The sequence below is a fragment of the Lentisphaera araneosa HTCC2155 genome (assembly GCF_000170755.1).
In the GTDB taxonomy this organism is placed as follows: domain Bacteria; phylum Verrucomicrobiota; class Lentisphaeria; order Lentisphaerales; family Lentisphaeraceae; genus Lentisphaera; species Lentisphaera araneosa.
Genome location: NZ_ABCK01000029.1, coordinates 25,085 through 41,924, shown reverse-complemented (window position 1 = coordinate 41,924; position 16,840 = coordinate 25,085). Strand labels below are relative to the sequence as shown.

16 protein-coding genes are annotated in these 16,840 nt (G+C 37.9%); 11 read left to right on the top strand and 5 right to left on the bottom strand.

All coding sequences use genetic code 11. The annotated features are described in order from the left end of the window. The first annotated feature begins 133 nt into the window (after nucleotides 1-133). The 9 genes from LNTAR_RS20805 to LNTAR_RS20765 are packed head-to-tail and all read left to right on the top strand — an operon-like array spanning nucleotide 134 to nucleotide 10,472. Nucleotides 134-718, top strand: coding sequence for a restriction endonuclease subunit S (locus LNTAR_RS20805; RefSeq protein ID WP_007280737.1), 585 nt, complete (start codon nucleotides 134-136; stop codon nucleotides 716-718). After that, nucleotides 715-1,248, top strand: coding sequence for a hypothetical protein (locus LNTAR_RS20800; protein ID WP_007280736.1), 534 nt, complete (start codon nucleotides 715-717; stop codon nucleotides 1,246-1,248). The genes LNTAR_RS20805 and LNTAR_RS20800 overlap by 4 nt, the downstream gene beginning before the upstream one ends. Continuing rightward, a complete protein-coding gene (locus LNTAR_RS20795) occupies nucleotides 1,232-2,740 on the top strand; it encodes a type I restriction-modification system subunit M (protein ID WP_007280735.1) in 1,509 nt (502 codons plus the stop codon). The genes LNTAR_RS20800 and LNTAR_RS20795 overlap by 17 nt, the downstream gene beginning before the upstream one ends. 1 nt (nucleotide 2,741) lies before the next feature. Continuing rightward, nucleotides 2,742-3,956, top strand: coding sequence for a restriction endonuclease subunit S (locus LNTAR_RS20790; RefSeq protein ID WP_007280734.1), 1,215 nt, complete (start codon nucleotides 2,742-2,744; stop codon nucleotides 3,954-3,956). A gap of 3 nt (nucleotides 3,957-3,959) precedes the next feature. Next, nucleotides 3,960-4,607 (top strand): hypothetical protein, encoded by a 648-nt coding sequence (locus LNTAR_RS20785; protein WP_007280733.1) that lies wholly within the window; start codon nucleotides 3,960-3,962, stop codon nucleotides 4,605-4,607. Beyond that, on the top strand, nucleotides 4,604-5,902 hold the full coding sequence (locus LNTAR_RS20780; RefSeq protein WP_007280732.1) for a nucleotide-binding domain-containing protein: 1,299 nt from the start codon (nucleotides 4,604-4,606) through the stop codon (nucleotides 5,900-5,902). The genes LNTAR_RS20785 and LNTAR_RS20780 overlap by 4 nt, the downstream gene beginning before the upstream one ends. Before the next feature lies 1 nt (nucleotide 5,903). After that, nucleotides 5,904-6,512 (top strand): SLATT domain-containing protein, encoded by a 609-nt coding sequence (locus tag LNTAR_RS20775; RefSeq protein WP_007280731.1) that lies wholly within the window; start codon nucleotides 5,904-5,906, stop codon nucleotides 6,510-6,512. 1 nt (nucleotide 6,513) lies between these two features. Then, a complete protein-coding gene (locus LNTAR_RS20770; protein ID WP_007280730.1) occupies nucleotides 6,514-9,765 on the top strand; it encodes a type I restriction endonuclease subunit R in 3,252 nt (1,083 codons plus the stop codon). Next, a complete protein-coding gene (locus LNTAR_RS20765) occupies nucleotides 9,762-10,472 on the top strand; it encodes a M48 family metallopeptidase (protein ID WP_007280729.1) in 711 nt (236 codons plus the stop codon). The genes LNTAR_RS20770 and LNTAR_RS20765 overlap by 4 nt, the downstream gene beginning before the upstream one ends. 179 nt (nucleotides 10,473-10,651) lie before the next feature. On the opposite strand, the gene LNTAR_RS20760 is transcribed toward LNTAR_RS20765, so the two are convergent. Then, nucleotides 10,652-10,903 (bottom strand): helix-turn-helix domain-containing protein, encoded by a 252-nt coding sequence (locus LNTAR_RS20760; RefSeq protein ID WP_007280727.1) that lies wholly within the window; start codon nucleotides 10,901-10,903, stop codon nucleotides 10,652-10,654. A gap of 245 nt (nucleotides 10,904-11,148) precedes the next feature. Here LNTAR_RS20760 and LNTAR_RS20755 point away from each other — a divergent pair, with 245 nt between their 5' ends. Together LNTAR_RS20755 and LNTAR_RS20750 are read left to right on the top strand one after the other, a co-directional pair. Continuing rightward, nucleotides 11,149-11,808 carry a recombinase family protein gene (locus LNTAR_RS20755; protein WP_007280726.1) on the top strand — a complete coding sequence of 220 codons (660 nt, stop codon included), beginning with the start codon at nucleotides 11,149-11,151 and terminating at the stop codon, nucleotides 11,806-11,808. Between the two features lie 150 nt (nucleotides 11,809-11,958). Further along, a complete protein-coding gene (locus LNTAR_RS20750) occupies nucleotides 11,959-12,474 on the top strand; it encodes a hypothetical protein (RefSeq protein WP_007280725.1) in 516 nt (171 codons plus the stop codon). 146 nt (nucleotides 12,475-12,620) lie between these two features. Here the strand turns inward: LNTAR_RS20750 and LNTAR_RS20745 are convergent, their stop codons facing one another. The 4 genes from LNTAR_RS20745 to LNTAR_RS20730 form a co-directional block, all read right to left on the bottom strand. Beyond that, entirely contained in the window at nucleotides 12,621-13,037 is a 417-nt protein-coding gene (locus LNTAR_RS20745; protein WP_007280724.1) for an HD domain-containing protein, read from the bottom strand. Nucleotides 13,038-13,056: 19 nt separating this feature from the next. Further along, a complete protein-coding gene (locus tag LNTAR_RS20740; protein WP_007280723.1) occupies nucleotides 13,057-13,401 on the bottom strand; it encodes a hypothetical protein in 345 nt (114 codons plus the stop codon). Between the two features lie 8 nt (nucleotides 13,402-13,409). Next, nucleotides 13,410-14,762 (bottom strand): tyrosine-type recombinase/integrase, encoded by a 1,353-nt coding sequence (locus LNTAR_RS20735; protein ID WP_007280722.1) that lies wholly within the window; start codon nucleotides 14,760-14,762, stop codon nucleotides 13,410-13,412. A 412-nt stretch (nucleotides 14,763-15,174) separates the two neighbouring features. Continuing rightward, nucleotides 15,175-16,635, bottom strand: coding sequence for an FAD-dependent oxidoreductase (locus LNTAR_RS20730; RefSeq protein ID WP_420798232.1), 1,461 nt, complete (start codon nucleotides 16,633-16,635; stop codon nucleotides 15,175-15,177). Between the last annotated feature and the right edge of the window lie 205 nt (nucleotides 16,636-16,840).

The following is a 16,840-nucleotide window of genomic DNA, read 5'->3' as shown; positions in this document are numbered from 1 at the left end:
ATAAACACCTTGTATGATATTTATAAATAAGTGCATTTTAGTTAATGACGCATTTTTTTTTATAAAGCACATTTGAATCATCACTAAAGGCCACTAAGATAAGTGTATCATCAACTGAAATGCACTTATTCCTATGAAGCCATCTTTAAATCAATTAGCAAGCATACGTTCTGGCTATTCTTTTCGAGGAAAAATCACCCCTGCTTTAGATGGTGATTTTTTAGTCGTGCAGCTAAAAAACATCGATATTGACAATGGCATTGATATAAATGCCCTTACTCGTACAGCTCTACCTGGTCGCAAACCCACAATAACCTTAGAGGATGGCGACATAGCCTTTATATCCCGCGGTCATCATAATTATGCTGTATGTGCCAAAGAAATTAAATTGCCGACAGTACTATCACAGCATTTTATCCATATCCGTGTCAATGATACGTCCAAAATTCTACCTGAATATTTGACGTGGTTTCTCAATGTTTCTTATTCAGCAAAAAAACATTTACTCAAAGCATCACAAGGATCTGCTCTCCCTACAATAACTAGAGCAATGATGGAAGCAATGCTTATAGAAACCCCAAGCATAGCAATGCAAGAAAAAATTGTGCTTTTACATAAGTTACATTTGGAAAAAAAACTAACTTTACAAAAAATGCTAAAGAATAACTCAGTAGCAAATATAGCTTTAACTAATCAAATTCTTAAGGAGGGGAAATGATTGAAGTATTACTAAAACTAATTGACTATCTACAGTCAAAAACTACCAGAACTACTATAGGGTTTAATAAACTCAAAATGCTTGATGATTTATTAAACTCTAAAGAGAACTATATACAAAGGAGTGCTTTATCCATTTACATGAAGGATAAGTTTGGTCGTGAATTCTCACATCTAAATGCACAAACACTTAAATCGTTTTTTGAAAAGAGACCTTCGATTCCTGAATTCTTAGTTAAGGAAGCTATGCCGTATTGTGAAATCTCGAATAATGACCTTCAATGTAAGCCGAATTCTAATAAAACATTTATGTCAATTACATTTTGGTCCTTAGTGATAAGTGTAATCGCAGTAATAATATCTATAAACATGTCAGTTATATGCGGTTTTTCACCGATAAACTGGACAGCTCAAATATTGATCACCTCAATTTCATTCGCTACAATTTATTTTATTCACAGCCCATATTTTCACGCACAAAAACTTTCTAAACTTTTACAAGGGGAAACTAATCATGACAACTCAAATTAACCAAGACGATATAAATAAGAAGCTCTGGTCGTGCTGCGATATTTTTAGGGGGACAATTTCGGCGGATATTTACAAGGATTATATCCTTTCCATGCTCTTCCTGAAGTATCTCTCGGATGTGTGGCAGGATCATTATGATAATTATAAAAAGCAATATGGCGATGAGCCTGAACTGATTGCGGAGATGATGAAGAGTGAACGTTTTATTCTCTCGGAAGAGTCCAATTACAAGTACCTCTACAAGAAGCGGCACGAAGCTGGAAATGGCGAAAGAATTGATCAGGCCCTCCATGCAATTGAAGAAAGCAATCTCTCAAAGCTTCGCGGGGTATTTCAGGATATTAGTTTTAACTCGGATAAGCTCGGTGAAGAAAAGCAAAAGAATGAACACCTCAAGGATTTACTCGAGGTCTTTGCGGAAGCTGAATTGGATTTACGTCCCAGCCGCGTGGGTAAACTCGATATCATTGGCAATGCTTATGAGTACTTAATTGCGAAGTTCGCAGCAGGTGGAGGCTCAACGGCGGGGCAATTTTTTACCCCTCCTGAAGTCTCTGACCTCATGGCAGAAATCCTCGATCCTCAGGAAGGTGACGAGATGTGCGATCCCTGCACAGGATCGGGTTCTTTAATCATGAAATGCGGTCGCAAGGTTCAGCAAAATCATAATGGTTCAAAAAACTACGCTCTCTTTGGACAGGAATCTATTGGTTCTACTTGGGCATTAGCGAAAATGAATATGTTCCTCCATGGTGAAGATAATCACCGCATCGAATGGGGCGATACACTGCGCAATCCCAAGCTCATTGATTCTCAAGGACAGCTCTTACAGTACGACATCGTAACTGCTAACCCTCCCTTTTCCTTAGATAAATGGGGGCATGATGGGGCTAGTGATGATAAATTTGGGCGTTTCCGTCGTGGTATCCCACCGAAAACTAAGGGTGACTACGCCTTCATTTCCCACATGATTGAAACCCTTAAGCCTCAGTCAGGGCGCATGGCAGTTGTTGTTCCCCATGGCGTCTTGTTCCGTGGTTCCAGTGAAGGAAAAATTCGTACTAAACTCATTGAAGAAAACTTGCTCGATACCGTGATTGGCTTACCCGCTAATCTCTTCTTCGGCACGGGAATTCCTGCCGCAATTCTCTACTTCAAAAAGAAAAAAGATGACAAAAAAGTCCTCTTCATCGACGCCTCACGCGAATTTGATTCAGGCAAGAATCAAAACAAACTCAGTAGTGAGAATGTTAAAAAAATCATCAAAACCTTTAATGACCGTGAGGCTATAGATAAATATTCCTACCTCGCCAGCCTTGAAGAAATTAAAGAAAATGACTTCAATCTCAATATCCCACGCTATGTCGATACCTTTGAAGAGGAAGAAGAAATTGACTTAGAGGTCGTCCTCAAAGAACGAAAGCAGTTAAAAGCTGAATTAGGCGAAATCGAAATTCAGATGGAAGACTTTCTCAAAGAGCTAGGCTATTAAAATGGCTAATCAATCAGCATATCCACCAACGGTTCAGCCAGGGATACCCAAGCTGAAAATTGTCCCCGAAGGGTGGACTCAATCTTCTTTAAAAAATTATCTTATTGAGGTTAAGGACAAAGTAAAATTAGAAGATGATAAAGAGTATGATTTAGTAACAGTTAAGCGTGCTAGGGGCGGTTTAGTTCGACGCGAACATCTACTCGGAAAAAATATTTCTGTAAAGAGTCAATTCTTATTAAAGGAAGGCTATTTTCTTATTTCTAAACGACAGATTGTCCACGGGGCTTGTGGTATTGTACCTAAAGAATTAGACGGTTCTATTGTATCAAACGAATATTCAATTCTTGATTCAAATGGTAAAATTTGTCTGGAGTTCCTTAAATACCATTCGCACTCAGTGTTTTTTCAACAAACCTGCTTCCATTCTAGTATCGGCGTTCATATTGAGAAAATGATTTTCAAGTTGGATCAATGGTTTAAATTCAAGTTTAATCTGCCTCCCCTTCCTGAACAAAAGAAGATCGCAAAAATATTAGGGACTTGGGACAAGGCCATCGACAAACTCGATAAACTTATCGACAATAGCAAGACCACAAAAAAAGCCCTCATGCAGCAACTGCTCACAGGTAAAAAACGACTGCCAGGTTTCACTGATGAATGGAGAAAAATTAGGTTGGCCGAGTGTGCAAATTCACACGATAATAGAAGAATCCCTCTTAATTCTAGTGAACGTGAAAAAAGAAAAGGAGATATCCCGTATTGGGGAGCGAATGGAATCCAAGGATATGTTGATGATTTTATTTTCGATGAAACCATAGTTTTGCTCGCTGAAGATGGAGGGAACTTCTCTGAATTTTCTACTCGTCCTATAGCAAATATTTCATATGGAAAGTCATGGGTCAATAACCACGCTCATATTTTAATGGCAAAAGAAAATACAACTAATGAATGGATTTATTATTCACTGGTTCACAAGAATATACTTGGTTACGTAAATGGCGGCACACGAGCAAAACTAAATAAAGGTGACATGCTCAAAATCCCTATGTTTCTACCTAGCATTACTGAACAGAAAAAACTTACTGAAATCTTTGTGGTACAGGATAAAGAAATCAATTCACTAGAGTCTCAACGAAATAAACTCATCATCGAGAAAAAAGCTCTCATGCAGCAACTACTCACAGGTAAAAAACGCGTCCAAGAGGAGGCGTAAGAAATGAGGGAGGTAAAACACCAAAAGATCACTATTTATCTTGATAATAATATCTGGGACTTTCTTTTCGAAAACCAGATCAACATCCATGATGAGTTTCCAACTGAACTTTTTGATATTTGCATTACTAAAGAAGTCTCCTTTGAGACTGAAGCGATCAAAAACCAACAGGAGAAAATTGAGTTTATCAGGTCTGCTCGTGACAGAGGAGTCAAAGTGCGCTCTTTATTTGGCTTCAAAGACGAAAGACACTCCGAAGAAAAGCAACGCTCAGGAGGCTGGGATGAAGGTTTTTGGTCCTGCTCCGAAATCGAAAACTTTAGAGCTACTCTAAAAGAGCGCTTTTCCAGAGAAGACCAAGCTAAAAAAGCGTCTACCGATTTATACAAAAATGAAGCAGATATTGATTTAGCGGCCCGATCAGTCGTTGATATAGTGTTATCCCTTGACGAAAAACGAGGAAGTACAAACGGGCCACTAAATGTTGCTTTTGAGGCAGGGCATAACATCGTCTTCTTAACTGACTTTCTTCCACAGTCAGAATCTTTACGTAATTTCGTAGCACAGAATATTAGAAATAGCCAGAAAAAAGCTCTCATACAGCAACTACTCACCAGTAAAACGAATAAAATTGGGGAAGTGTCATCATGACGACAACAGAAATGTTTAAAACATTCCTTAGCAATATGAAGGTAGATAATTACGACCAAATCAGTCTGCGTTATGGCGAAATTACCAGTGCTTTAAATAAAAAGTTTAGAGATACAGAATCTAAAACGGATAATACTTTACAAGTTGGATCTTATGGACGCTACACTGGTATCAAAGGCATATCGGACTTGGATATGATATATATTATGCCAAGCGGAAAATGGGATGACTACAAAACTGATCAGTCTAAGCTTTTAACAGACGCGAAAAATGCGATTAAATCTAGATACCCTACAACTGACGTTAAAGTTGATAGACTGGTCGTGACGGTCAAATATAAAAATTTTCACGTTGAAGTTCAACCTGCTTTTGAACAGGACGCAGAAGATGACAAAAGTTATTTTAAGTATCCTGACACGTATAATGGTGGGAGTTGGAAAGATACTAAGCCAAGACATGAAATGGATGAAATAAAAGCGAGTAACGATAGGAAAAATAAAAATCTTCGGCATCTTTGTAAAATGATTCGCGCATGGAAGAATAAAAATGGAGTACCAATGGGAGGCTTATTGTTAGATACTCTAGCTTATAACTATCTTGAGTCGACAACATATTACGATGATAAAAGCTATACATATTATGATTGGCTTGTTAGAGATTTTTTTGAATATTTAAAGAACAGACCTAAGCAAAAATATTATATGGCGCCAGGAAGTAATCAGCAGGTTAAAGTTCGTAAACAATTTCAAAAGAAAGCAAAACAAGCGTATGAGGATTCCCTGAAAGCAATTGAAGCTGGTGATGGAGCTAAGGCACATAACAAATGGAAAGAAATATTTGGACGTGAATTTCCTAAAGATGACACTGAAGTGGTTGAAAACTTTACAGTACATTGGCGCAACACAGAAGAATTTATTGAAGACCAGTACCCTGTTGACATTCGATATTCTCTCAAGATTGATTGTACTGTTACTCAAACAGGTTTCAGGCCTGACTCACTTTTAAATATGATAATAAATGGAGTGAGACTTAAACCCAATAAGGACTTAGAGTTTAAAGTCAAAAGTATAGATGACATTCCTGAGCCATACACAATTAAGTGGAAAATATTAAATAAGGGAACAGAGGCTCAAAGAAGAGATTGCGTCCGAGGTAGAATTTTAAATGATAAGGGAAGTATGCTTAAAAAAGAAAGTTCTGACTTTAGAGGGGACCATGAAGTTGAATGTTATGTTGTTCACAATGGCTATGTAGTGGCGAGAGATTTAATTTTAGTACCAATACAGAGAGGATAGAATGGATAGAAATGACCTACTTAAACATATAGCTGAAACTGGTTACAATGTAGGTTTCGGCGCTAAGAAGCACTTTGCAACATTTGATATCGTTAATAAAGCACCTGGAGTTATAAGTTTCCTTTCAATGGCAGTAGGGATTTTGGCATTAGTTTGTAAAAATTTCTCAACTAACTGGGTTTCTGCAGCTTTAATTATTTTAGGTATTATAGGTCTTTACATTTCAATGAGAAGTAGGGACAACAATAAATATGAAGCAACTGGGAATAAATTAATCAAAATGTTTAATGAATTAAAGACATTATACTTTAAAGTAAAAGAAGCCTCACCAGAATCATTGGAAAACCATAATGTAACATTGAACTCAATTGAGGCTAAATACTGTGACTCCTGTATTAGTGATCAGGTATTATTTAGTGGATGGTGGGCGCATTATAAGTTTTTTTGGGAGCATCAAATAGGATGGATTGAAGAACAGAAAAAGTTTAAATTTTTTAGAGATAAGGTACCCCTAACACTTACTGTTACTATGATACTAGTAGTACTATTTATGTTGGTTATACCTGTTTGTGTAACAGGGTGGTCTCTTATCAAGGGCTGGTTGTCTTAGAATGAGTACTTTACCTCAAACTAAAGAAGAACTGAGTTCACAGATTCCCGCGCTTAAGCTTTTGATGAATCTTGGCTATGAGTATTTGAATCCCGAAGAAGCTCTGAAGCACCGTGGAGGAAATACCGCCAATGTCATTTTGCGTGATGTGCTGATTAAGTACTTACAGCAGCAGACTTTTGTATGGAAGGGTCAGGAACATCCGCTTTCCAATAATGCCATTGATACAATCATTCGAGAATTAACTCCGAGCATGAATGAAGGCTTGATGGTGGTCAATGAAAAGATTTATAATAAGCTTACCTTGGGCATTACTGTTACCGAATTTATTGATGGCAAAAAAGCTTCGCCAACCATTCCAATCATTAACTGGAAGGAATTCCATAAAAATAGTTTTCATGTTACGGATGAAATGGAAGTCCTTGCAGAAGACGGACTGCATAACCGTCGTCCCGATATTATTTGTTTTGTCAATGGTTTGCCTTTAGCCGTGATCGAAGCCAAGCGACCTGATGGCAGTAAAACTCATGAAGCCATGCTTGCAGAAGGTATATCTCAAAATATCCGCAATCAGGGGATAAAAGAAATCCCTCAACTTTTTGCTTACAGTCAGTTGCTCATGTCGATCAATGGCTTGGATGGCCGTTATGCCACCACGGGAACACCTGCCAAGTTTTGGGCTAAATGGCGTGAGGAGAACATCATTGAAGAGGACTTCATTAGTCTAAAAAATACTGCCTTGAGTTCAGCGAAAAAATCTCAGCTCTTTGAGCATCGACCCGCATGGATTCAAAAATATTTTGCCGAGCGTGAAGCTCAGGGTGAGTTATTGCCCACAGATCAAGATCGACTTATTATTAGTCTTTTAGAACCCAAGCGCTTCTTGGAGTTCATTCAGTTCTTTATCCTCTTTGATCAAAAGACGGGGAAGATTGCGGCACGTTATCAGCAGTTTTTTGGTATTCGTAGCCTCATAGAAAGAATTAATACTCGCAAGCCACAGGGTGGTCGTGAAGGTGGGGTTATTTGGCATACCACTGGTTCAGGTAAGTCATTCACAATGGTGTTTTTGAGCAAGGCTTTACTCTTGCATGAATCTCTCGCGGAATGTCGCATTATTGTGGTGACAGACCGAGTTGATTTGGAAACACAGCTCAACAATACTTTTAAGAGTGGTGGAGCGATAAGTGGCAAAAAAGATAAAGCCAAATCAAAAGTCAGTTCAGGTCGTGATTTAGCTCAGCGCATAGGGAGAGGTACTGAAAGAATTATCTTTTCTATCATCAATAAGTTTAATACGGCATCTAAACAGGAAGAATGTTATAACGATAGTGAAAACATTGTGGTGCTCATTGATGAGGGGCACCGCAGCCACAATGGTGAGAATCACGAGCGCATGAGGCAGGCTTTGCCTAATGCGGCTTATGTTGCCTTTACGGGAACTCCTTTGCTCAAAGATGATAAAACGACCAATAAGTTTGGCAAAATCATTCATGCTTACACAATGCAGAGATCGGTTGAAGATGGCACCACAACGCCCTTGCTCTACGAGGAACGCATCCCTGAGTTAGAGGTCAATGAAAACGCTATTGATAAATGGTTCGAACGCATTACTGAAGGTTTGACAGAAGAGCAAAAAGTCGATTTAAAAAAGAAGTACGCCAAAAAGGGGCAGATCTATAAAACAGATGGGCGCATTGAATTGATTGCTCATGATATTTCTGATCACTTTGTGAAAAATATTGATCGTGGTCTAAAAGGTCAATTGGCTACGGATAGTAAGCTCGATGCCATTCGTTATAAGAAATACCTCGATGAGATTGGTATAGTCTCAAGTGCAGTGGTTATTTCTGCGCCTGATACTCGAGAGGGCCATACAGAAGTTGATGAAGCTAAGTTGCCTGAAGTTCAGGAGTGGTGGAAGAAGAATGTGGGTAAGGAAGATGAACAGACTTACACGAAGGCCGTTATAGAGGACTTCGCTCGTGAAGATGGTGTCGATCTACTGATTGTGGTTGATAAGTTACTCACAGGCTTCGATGAACCAAAGAATGCCGTGCTCTACATGGATAAACCTTTAAAGGCTCATAACCTCATTCAGGCTATTGCTCGAGTGAATCGCCTGCATAGTAAGAAGAAATTCGGCTTATTGATTGATTATCGCGGGATTCTGAAAGAGCTTGATACGACGATTCAAGCATATCAGGATTTAGCGGAGCGTACTCAGCATGGTTATGATATAGAAGATTTGGCGGGTTTATACTCAGAAATGAGTGTTGAATATAAGAAACTACCCCAGCTTCATGCGGACTTGTGGGATCTCTTTAAAGACATTAAAAACAAAGCTGACATCGAGCAGTACCGTCAATTATTAATCCCATCATTAGTAACAGATGACGAAGGCCATAGTTATGATCAGCGTCTAAAAGTTCGAGAAGATTTTTATGAAGCGTTAAATGAATTTTCCTCATGTTTAAAAGTGGCCTTAGCTTCGGTAAATTATTACGATGATAAAAGTTTTACTGAGGAGCAAAGATCAGAGTACAAAAGAGATTTAAAGTGGTTTAATAATCTACGAAAAATCATCCGTAATGATGCCAATGAAACGGTGGATTATAGCCTCTATGAAGAACGCATTGGGAAATTACTCAATAAGCATGTTGCGGGAACTGAAGTTCGTGAACCTGAAGGTGTCTACGTGGTGAGTGAACTGGGCAAGCCTGAGGATTGGACTGAAGAGAAAACTCGTAATGAGACGGATATCATCAAGAGTCGCGTCAAGAAAATTATTGATGAAGAACTGAAGGATGACCCTTACGCTCAGAAGGTTTTTTCGGAATTATTGAACCAAGCCATTGCCGAAGCGAAAGCGATGTTTAACCATCCTTACAAGGGCTATGCATTGTTTAAAAATTTTGAGGATAAATTAAACGATCGACAGATTGATGATTTGCCTGAAGTTTTTGCGGATAATTTAAATGCCAGAGCTTTCTATGGTGTGTTTAAAATTGTTTTAAATGAAGACTTTTCGAACATCCCTGAAAACGAGGCTATTAAACTATCTTTTCTCATTGATGAAACGGTGAATAAAGCTGTAGCAGAGAACTCTATTAGTCCACAAAATATTGAAAATCAGATTCGCAAAGATTTGCTGCCGCAGATTTTTAAAATGGGAATTGGTATGGATAGGGTTAAGGAAGTTTTGGAGCAAGTCATCCAAATCACACGTTTTGGTGCAGGTAAAGACGCATGATACATTCCGTTTTATACGGAGAGGAGAAAATACATTTTGAGTGCTGTTATATAAGTGAAGCAAAACTAAAATTTGAAGTAAAAAACAATGAATCTGTTTTGGTTTCCTGCCCTGAAGGGACGCCCCTCAATATTGTGAAAAATAAGGTGCTAAAGCGTGCTCGTTGGATCATTAAGCAAGTTCATGATATTCGACTCCATAATCAAGATGTAAGGCCTAGAAAATATATAAGTGGCGAATGCCATTTTTATTTGGGTCGTCGTTATGTTCTAAAAGTCGTAGAGAGTGATGACAAATTTGTGAAAATGTGGCGAGGTAAGCTCGAGGTGTATTGTCGCTCTTCTCTTGATGTGAAAACTTTATTAGCCGCTTGGTATAAAGTGAAAGCCGAAAGTTATTTCCATAGCCGTCTTAAAGAGATATCGACTTTGCTACCATGGACAAGGCAAGGTTTACCTAAGATGCGTTTATTATCTATGCAAAAGCAATGGGGGAGTTGTTCTCCTTCAGGTGACATTGTTTTGAATCCTCATCTTGTTAAAGCTCCTAGAGAGTGCGTTGATTATGTAATCTTACATGAGTTGTGTCATCTTGAAGAACACAATCACAGTCCTCGTTTTTATCAGCTTCTGGGGCAGCTAATGCCTAACTGGAAGGAGATTAAGCCAAAGCTCGATGCAATGGCAGAAGTGTATTTGAATGTGTGAACTTTAGTTCATTTTAAGATTAATCAACTCTGCTTCTTCATTTTCAATTCTATCCTTAAAACTGGAATCTTCTTTAATCATTAATTCCCGCCACTCCTTAAATGATAATTGACTTGTCTTTAAGTTATACGTCATCAAAGATGACTACATCACTGCTATCAACAGGTTTATTTTCAGGCTTACTTTTTTTTATTTTTAACATCCTCTACCCGCGATTTATAAAAATCTTTAGATTCTTCTGAAGCTTTCCTACCTTCTATAAAACCGATAAGTGCTTCCTCAGATATCCTGTAGTTCCTTGGACTAATTTTTATCAGTGGAAGCCTTTTATACGACTGCTTAGCTAGTCCCATAACCGTATTCCGATGTACGCTTAAAATTTCAGCTACTTCTGAAATTTTAAGTAAATGACTTAATTTATTTATTTCCATACTCTTATCCTTTTATGTTATTTATACTTTCCTAAAACAGGTTACATGCGCCCAATCATATCCACCTACTCTATGACTCCCTGACCTCTTGTCGTTTTAAGAGAACATTCTGTAAAAAACGCCCACTTGATTATATTGAAATTTAGTCATAAAGCACTATATTGTATATAGTTATATAACATAATTGCAACTATTTTCGAAGATACTGTTGCAGTTTCACTACCATTAACTGAGAGGTTTTTACTATGCACGTTTTCTACCTTCGTATTAGCACCGAAACAAATCGTGATGGACATGGATTTGATCGCCAATTAGCAACCTGCTCTAAATGCGCGGGAAAAGGTGACTACCAAGTCTTTAAAGATATAATAACAGGAACTAGTGATCATGAGAACCGTCCCGCATTCAGCGAAATGATTGAATACTGTAACGCTCATAGTGTTAAAACTATTTATGTTGAATCTCTAAATCGTCTGGCGCGCCAAATGCGTGTACAGGAACAAACCATCTACTTCTTAATGACAAAAGGTTTAACATTGGTCTCTGCCGAAACTGGTGAAGACATTACCGAAGCATACCGTTCAGATCCTACACGACGCGCCATGGCACAAATGATGGGCGTTTTCGCAGAATGGGACAAAAGCCAATTGGTCGCAAAACTCAGGAAAGCCCGCGAAGCAAAAAAACTTGAAACAGGTAAGTGTGAAGGTAGAAAGCTATATGGCGAAACTCCTGAGGAGCAAGAGGTGGTTAAATACGCAAGAAAACTCAAACGTCAACGGCACTCTGTTCAAGAAATTGCTGATATGCTTAATGATGAAGGTAAGCTAACTCAGTCTGGCAAACTCTGGACGCGTCAAGGTTTAGATCGAGTGCTTAAAAGACCTCTTAGAAAAATTGCTTAGTCAAAAACGTACAAGCAAAAAAATCACTAGCCTATTTATCTTTTATCTGCCCAAATCCTTAAAGAAATATTGATTATTTTAAGTTAATCCGAACATTTAAACTATTTATCTTATAATGCCTTATAAATAACTATAAAGGATTATAAGGTCATGAATTATACAAAACGAGAAGTAGAGGTCTATCAAAGATTACTTCGCGATGAATTATCTCAACTGAACACACCCATCACGGTAAGTTTAAATGCTATAGTTGATCCAACAATTGGAGCCTCTGTTTTATTTTACGTGCATCAAAGATTTAAAAAGATCATCCTTGGTAACAACCATAAAAGAAAAAGCCTCCACAACCCTATTATTGGTATTTATGTACCCGAAATATGTCCCTCAACCGTTATAGATACATCTAATGGATTGAACGGGCATTTACATTACCACGGTGGAATCAACATACCTAAGAATTTAGATAAAGTAAAAGAATTTGCTCATACAATCATATGTAACGCAGTCGATAAATATGTTCCAAGAAAAAAAAGAAATGGTATGCCTCAAATACATTTTGGATCTACTCCCGAAATAAAATGGGCTAACTACTCTACTAAGAAATATAGATGGGATTATATCACCATGTCTCATTTCAAAATCGAACATACGGAGAGGTTTTACTAAAACTAAAGATTTTCACATAACTTTTTTTGCTATTGATACGGACAGTATTGACTAATCATTTTATGCTCAAAAAGTGTTCGATTATGGAGAGTTATAGATTATCCTTTAGTTTTACTTTGTTTAATTAAACTAATTAAAGATTAATTTTATAACTCTTTAGATAATCTTAATAAAGCTTTTGCATATTTTTTTATTTGTTTTTTTGTTGGTATATCTGCTAAATTTGAAATCATATCAGCAATTTTTACTTTAGTTGCTAAAGGTGATTGAGAAATTGCTTCTAAGTATTCTGTATATACAGTTTCTCTTGTTTTACTTAACAGTTCAACTGCGTTAACTTGTATCTCTGAAAAGCCTTTATCAAGTAAGTCTTCGGCAGTCATTTCACAGTCTTCGATCACATCATGTAACCACGCGACTACTTGAGCATCAACATCATTCCCTACACGACTCACGACTGCTTTAGGGTGTTCAATATAAGGAACAACACCACCTCTACGATACTGTCCCTGATGTGCTTCACGAGCAACTTTCTCAGCTAATTCTACTAAATTAATACTCATAATTACATTCCTTTTTTTATTATAATAACGATATATCACACAACTGATTATCATCGTAATTTAATTGATAATCAATTTTCTCCTTCCACTCCAACAGTTTTATTGTTAATGGGTTATTCATACTGTAATTACCATCTATATGAACTTTAACCTGTCGGTTTCTATTATTTCGATAGATCGAAATTGTAGAACGAAGGTACTTACATTTAACTATTAACTGCATACAGTATTCGGTTAGATTTTGATTTACATCAACATGTGTTTGCGCTAAACTCTCTTTATAGATATTGAACCATTTTTCTTGTCTTGATAATTCATGATTTTTTTTATACTTCTGAATTATATCCGTTAATTTGATTTCCATAATAACACCTACCCAATCATGTCTTTTATTGCTTTTAAGAGGTCTTCAGCACTATATTTTTTTATATCCGTAAAAACTTCAGAAGAAGGTTTGTTCTTGTCAGGAACTGCTTCAAAATCATCCATGACCGCGATTGCCTTATGTTTTAACTCATGAGTCTTATGCATCATATAGTATCGTGTCATATCCTTACTCATGTGACCCACTATTGATTGTAAAAGATTTTCCGGAACCCCTCTCATACCTGCCAAATAACAAAACTGGTGCCTTAAACTATGTATTCCTTTTATACAATTTTGACGAGCACGACCTTCATGTAGCACACAGGTTTCAATGTTTAAATACTTAAGCATTTGTGAAAATCGAAAGGAAATCTTACCTGCATCCTCCAAGTATAACTTTGCTAACTCTGGGCAAACATAATCATTAAGCCTTAGTTTTTCTTGCTCTTTTAAAAAGACCAATAATTTTTTTGAGATCGGAATTTCAACTGGATCAGGAGTCTTAATTTTAGACATAAATATAGTGATCATTCGTTCACTTAAAGAGACATCCTTCCATTTTAACAAAGCTATATCTGCTAATCTCATGCCTGTATTAATTCCTATAATAAATACAGCTCTTACAATCAACTTATTTAACTCTCCATTTAAACAAAAAGGAACTATTTTATCAGAATAAATAAATTCATTAATTCTGATAAGTTCATCAGGTGTAAATATATCCATTTTCCTACGATCGCTTTCCAACTTAGCTATTTTCCTAAATGGATTGTCGATGAGCCGCGCATAGCACATCATCACGGTAAACACCTGCTGTAACTGCGATCTATATTCATCAACTGTAGTGTTAGAAAGTTTTACACGTTTACTTTTATATTTTTTACGTCCTTGGGCATTTTTCACTTCCTTATTGTAACGACCATTGCGACGTAAATAAGCCCAATATTCCCGCGCATTTTCTTCCGTTACTTCATGAATATTGCATACGCCCTTACTTGTTAAAAAAGCGGTAAAGTCTCTCCAAATTGATTCCTTCAATTCCCATCGTTTTTCACTGGGAGTTTTTGTGATAAATTTCGGGAATTCATTTTTAAAAATAGGAAATACATCTTCTAATTTAACCTTGGTCCCAATGAGACCTTCTGTAACACTTTCTCGAAAGTGAATCAAACTTTTATTATGTTTTTTTGCATTAATCGCAGTTTTTAAATCCCGCTTCAACTTTCGCACAAAATTAATCGCATCTTTTTTTTCTGAACAGCCTGTAGTTCCTCGATAAGGTTCCCCATTCATTCTAAATTCATAATAATAATCCCTTACATACTTACCCGATGCTAATTTCTTTCTTCTTACTGACATGGTCATTTCTCCGTGTTTATTTCCCTCATTTTGAGATAGAAATGACGCGAGTAAAAAAAACGTTACATGGAGGACTTTTGAGGCACCTCAGGGCACCAATTAGCTCAATTTCCTTAAATAACTGTATTAAATTCAGCCATTTTATGTCTTTCTGTACTTAATCACAGGCATTGACATCGAAGAGGTCGCTGGTTCGAGTCCAGTATTGCCCACTCAAAAGACAGTTTCGTTAGAGACTGTCTTTTTTTGTGCCTTCGTTAACATCGAAGAGGGTTCGAGTCCAGTATTGCCCACTCAAAAGACAGCTTCGTTAGAGACTGTCTTTTTTTGTGCCTGTGTTGACATCGAAGAGGGTTCGAGTCCAGTATTGCCCACTCAAAAATGTTTCAGTAAGAAACAATTTCTAAATCCTTCACGACTCCTTCTTACGGCACTTTGCTCTTGGTTGATCACTCTCATGGAGAGCTATTTCCGAATGAAGAAATTCTGCCGCTGCCGCTGATTCTTGCACTTTTGTCGAACTGCGACTTATCATCTCTGACTCGAAGTCATTGAGCACGGCTTCTCTGATCCCCAATGCCTTCCAATTCGACAAAGGCCGACACTGAGCTGTAATTGATCTAGCCAAAGCTAATGCATCTAACAAAGCCTGATTGGCTCCCTGCCCCTTAAAAGGACTCATTGGATGGGCTGCATCGCCAATTAAAGTAACTTGCCCGGCATTCTTAAGGTCATTTGACTTGAGTAATGCCCTATCGTAAACTGGGTATCCTGAAACTTGCGTACTTTCTGTGGCTTTTAAAATCTGGGGAATGGGGTCATGCCATTGACATCTTTGGCAAGCTTCATCTTTGAGGGCTTGGGGGCCTCGAGAACTCAGTTCTTTGGCGTCATTTTCTGAAAGAGGAAAACTAAGCTGCCACATAATTGCATCCGATGAATAAGGCATCATGTACATGCGTTCATGGCCGTTCGCCGTCTGGAATACCGTGGACGAATCTAATAATTCATGCTCCAAGCCTCCGAGATTGGCCAAAGGGCATATCCCTAAAATCACAATGCAACCGAGGTAACGTAAAGGAGTAAGCTCCTCACCTATCAAGAGTCTACGTACAGAACTGCGAATGCCATCAGCTCCGACCACTAGGTCTGCTTTGGCATGTTGATCATTAACTTCTCCATCTATTTGAAAACGAAGGTCTATAGTGCCATCGTCAGCCTCTTGGAAGTCAACTAAGTGATGTCCCCACTGTACTGTTTCCTGGCTTCCTAGTTGCTCTAAGAGAGCCTCACGCAAGGATTGTCGTGCAATATGTATATTCCTGCGTTTTGATGGATTTTTCTCTGCTAAAGCCTCCCATTTCCTCACTCCCCATTCCCCGAGTTCTTTACCATCAATATTATGCACAACGTGTCTTGTCGAAGTCAGCCCTTTTTCTAAATTAAAAATACCTAAGCCTTCAATCGCCTTACTCGCCTGCTGTAGTGTAAGCCCATAGCCCTGTGACCGTGTGCTAAAACCTCTATCGCGTTCATAAATCGTGAATGGAATTCCTCGATGTAAACAAGCCATGGCAAGAGCCACACCTCCAATCCCCCCACCAATAATCGCAAGATGCGGATAGTTTTCTGTATCGACCAATGTATTTTTTTCTGCAACAGACAAGCCTGAGCCCCCACAGACCTTACACGCATCTTGATGTCCCCTTGGTCGTATGGGAGCTTCACCAAGTCGATTGTTTTTTTCAAATTCTTTTAATTCATCCTGATAACGACGCTTGCGCTTCTTAGTGACTTTCCTTGTCTTTCTACCTCGCCCCTTACATTCGCAACAAACAGTCCAGTGTCGCACTTCTTTTGTCACTTTTTCCACCACCTATTTATGAGTTCTTTCGTTCCACTTATGTAGCACCTGCCCCATGCGATTACGCCACTTAATCTATAGTTTACCACAGAGTACATACTCTACAAATTTTCATAAAAAACCATACCCACATTTTTGAGATAAATACAATAGTATTTTGATTCAAAAAATGATGACTTTTTTTCGAAAGTCATGTGTCAAAGCTGTAATTCAG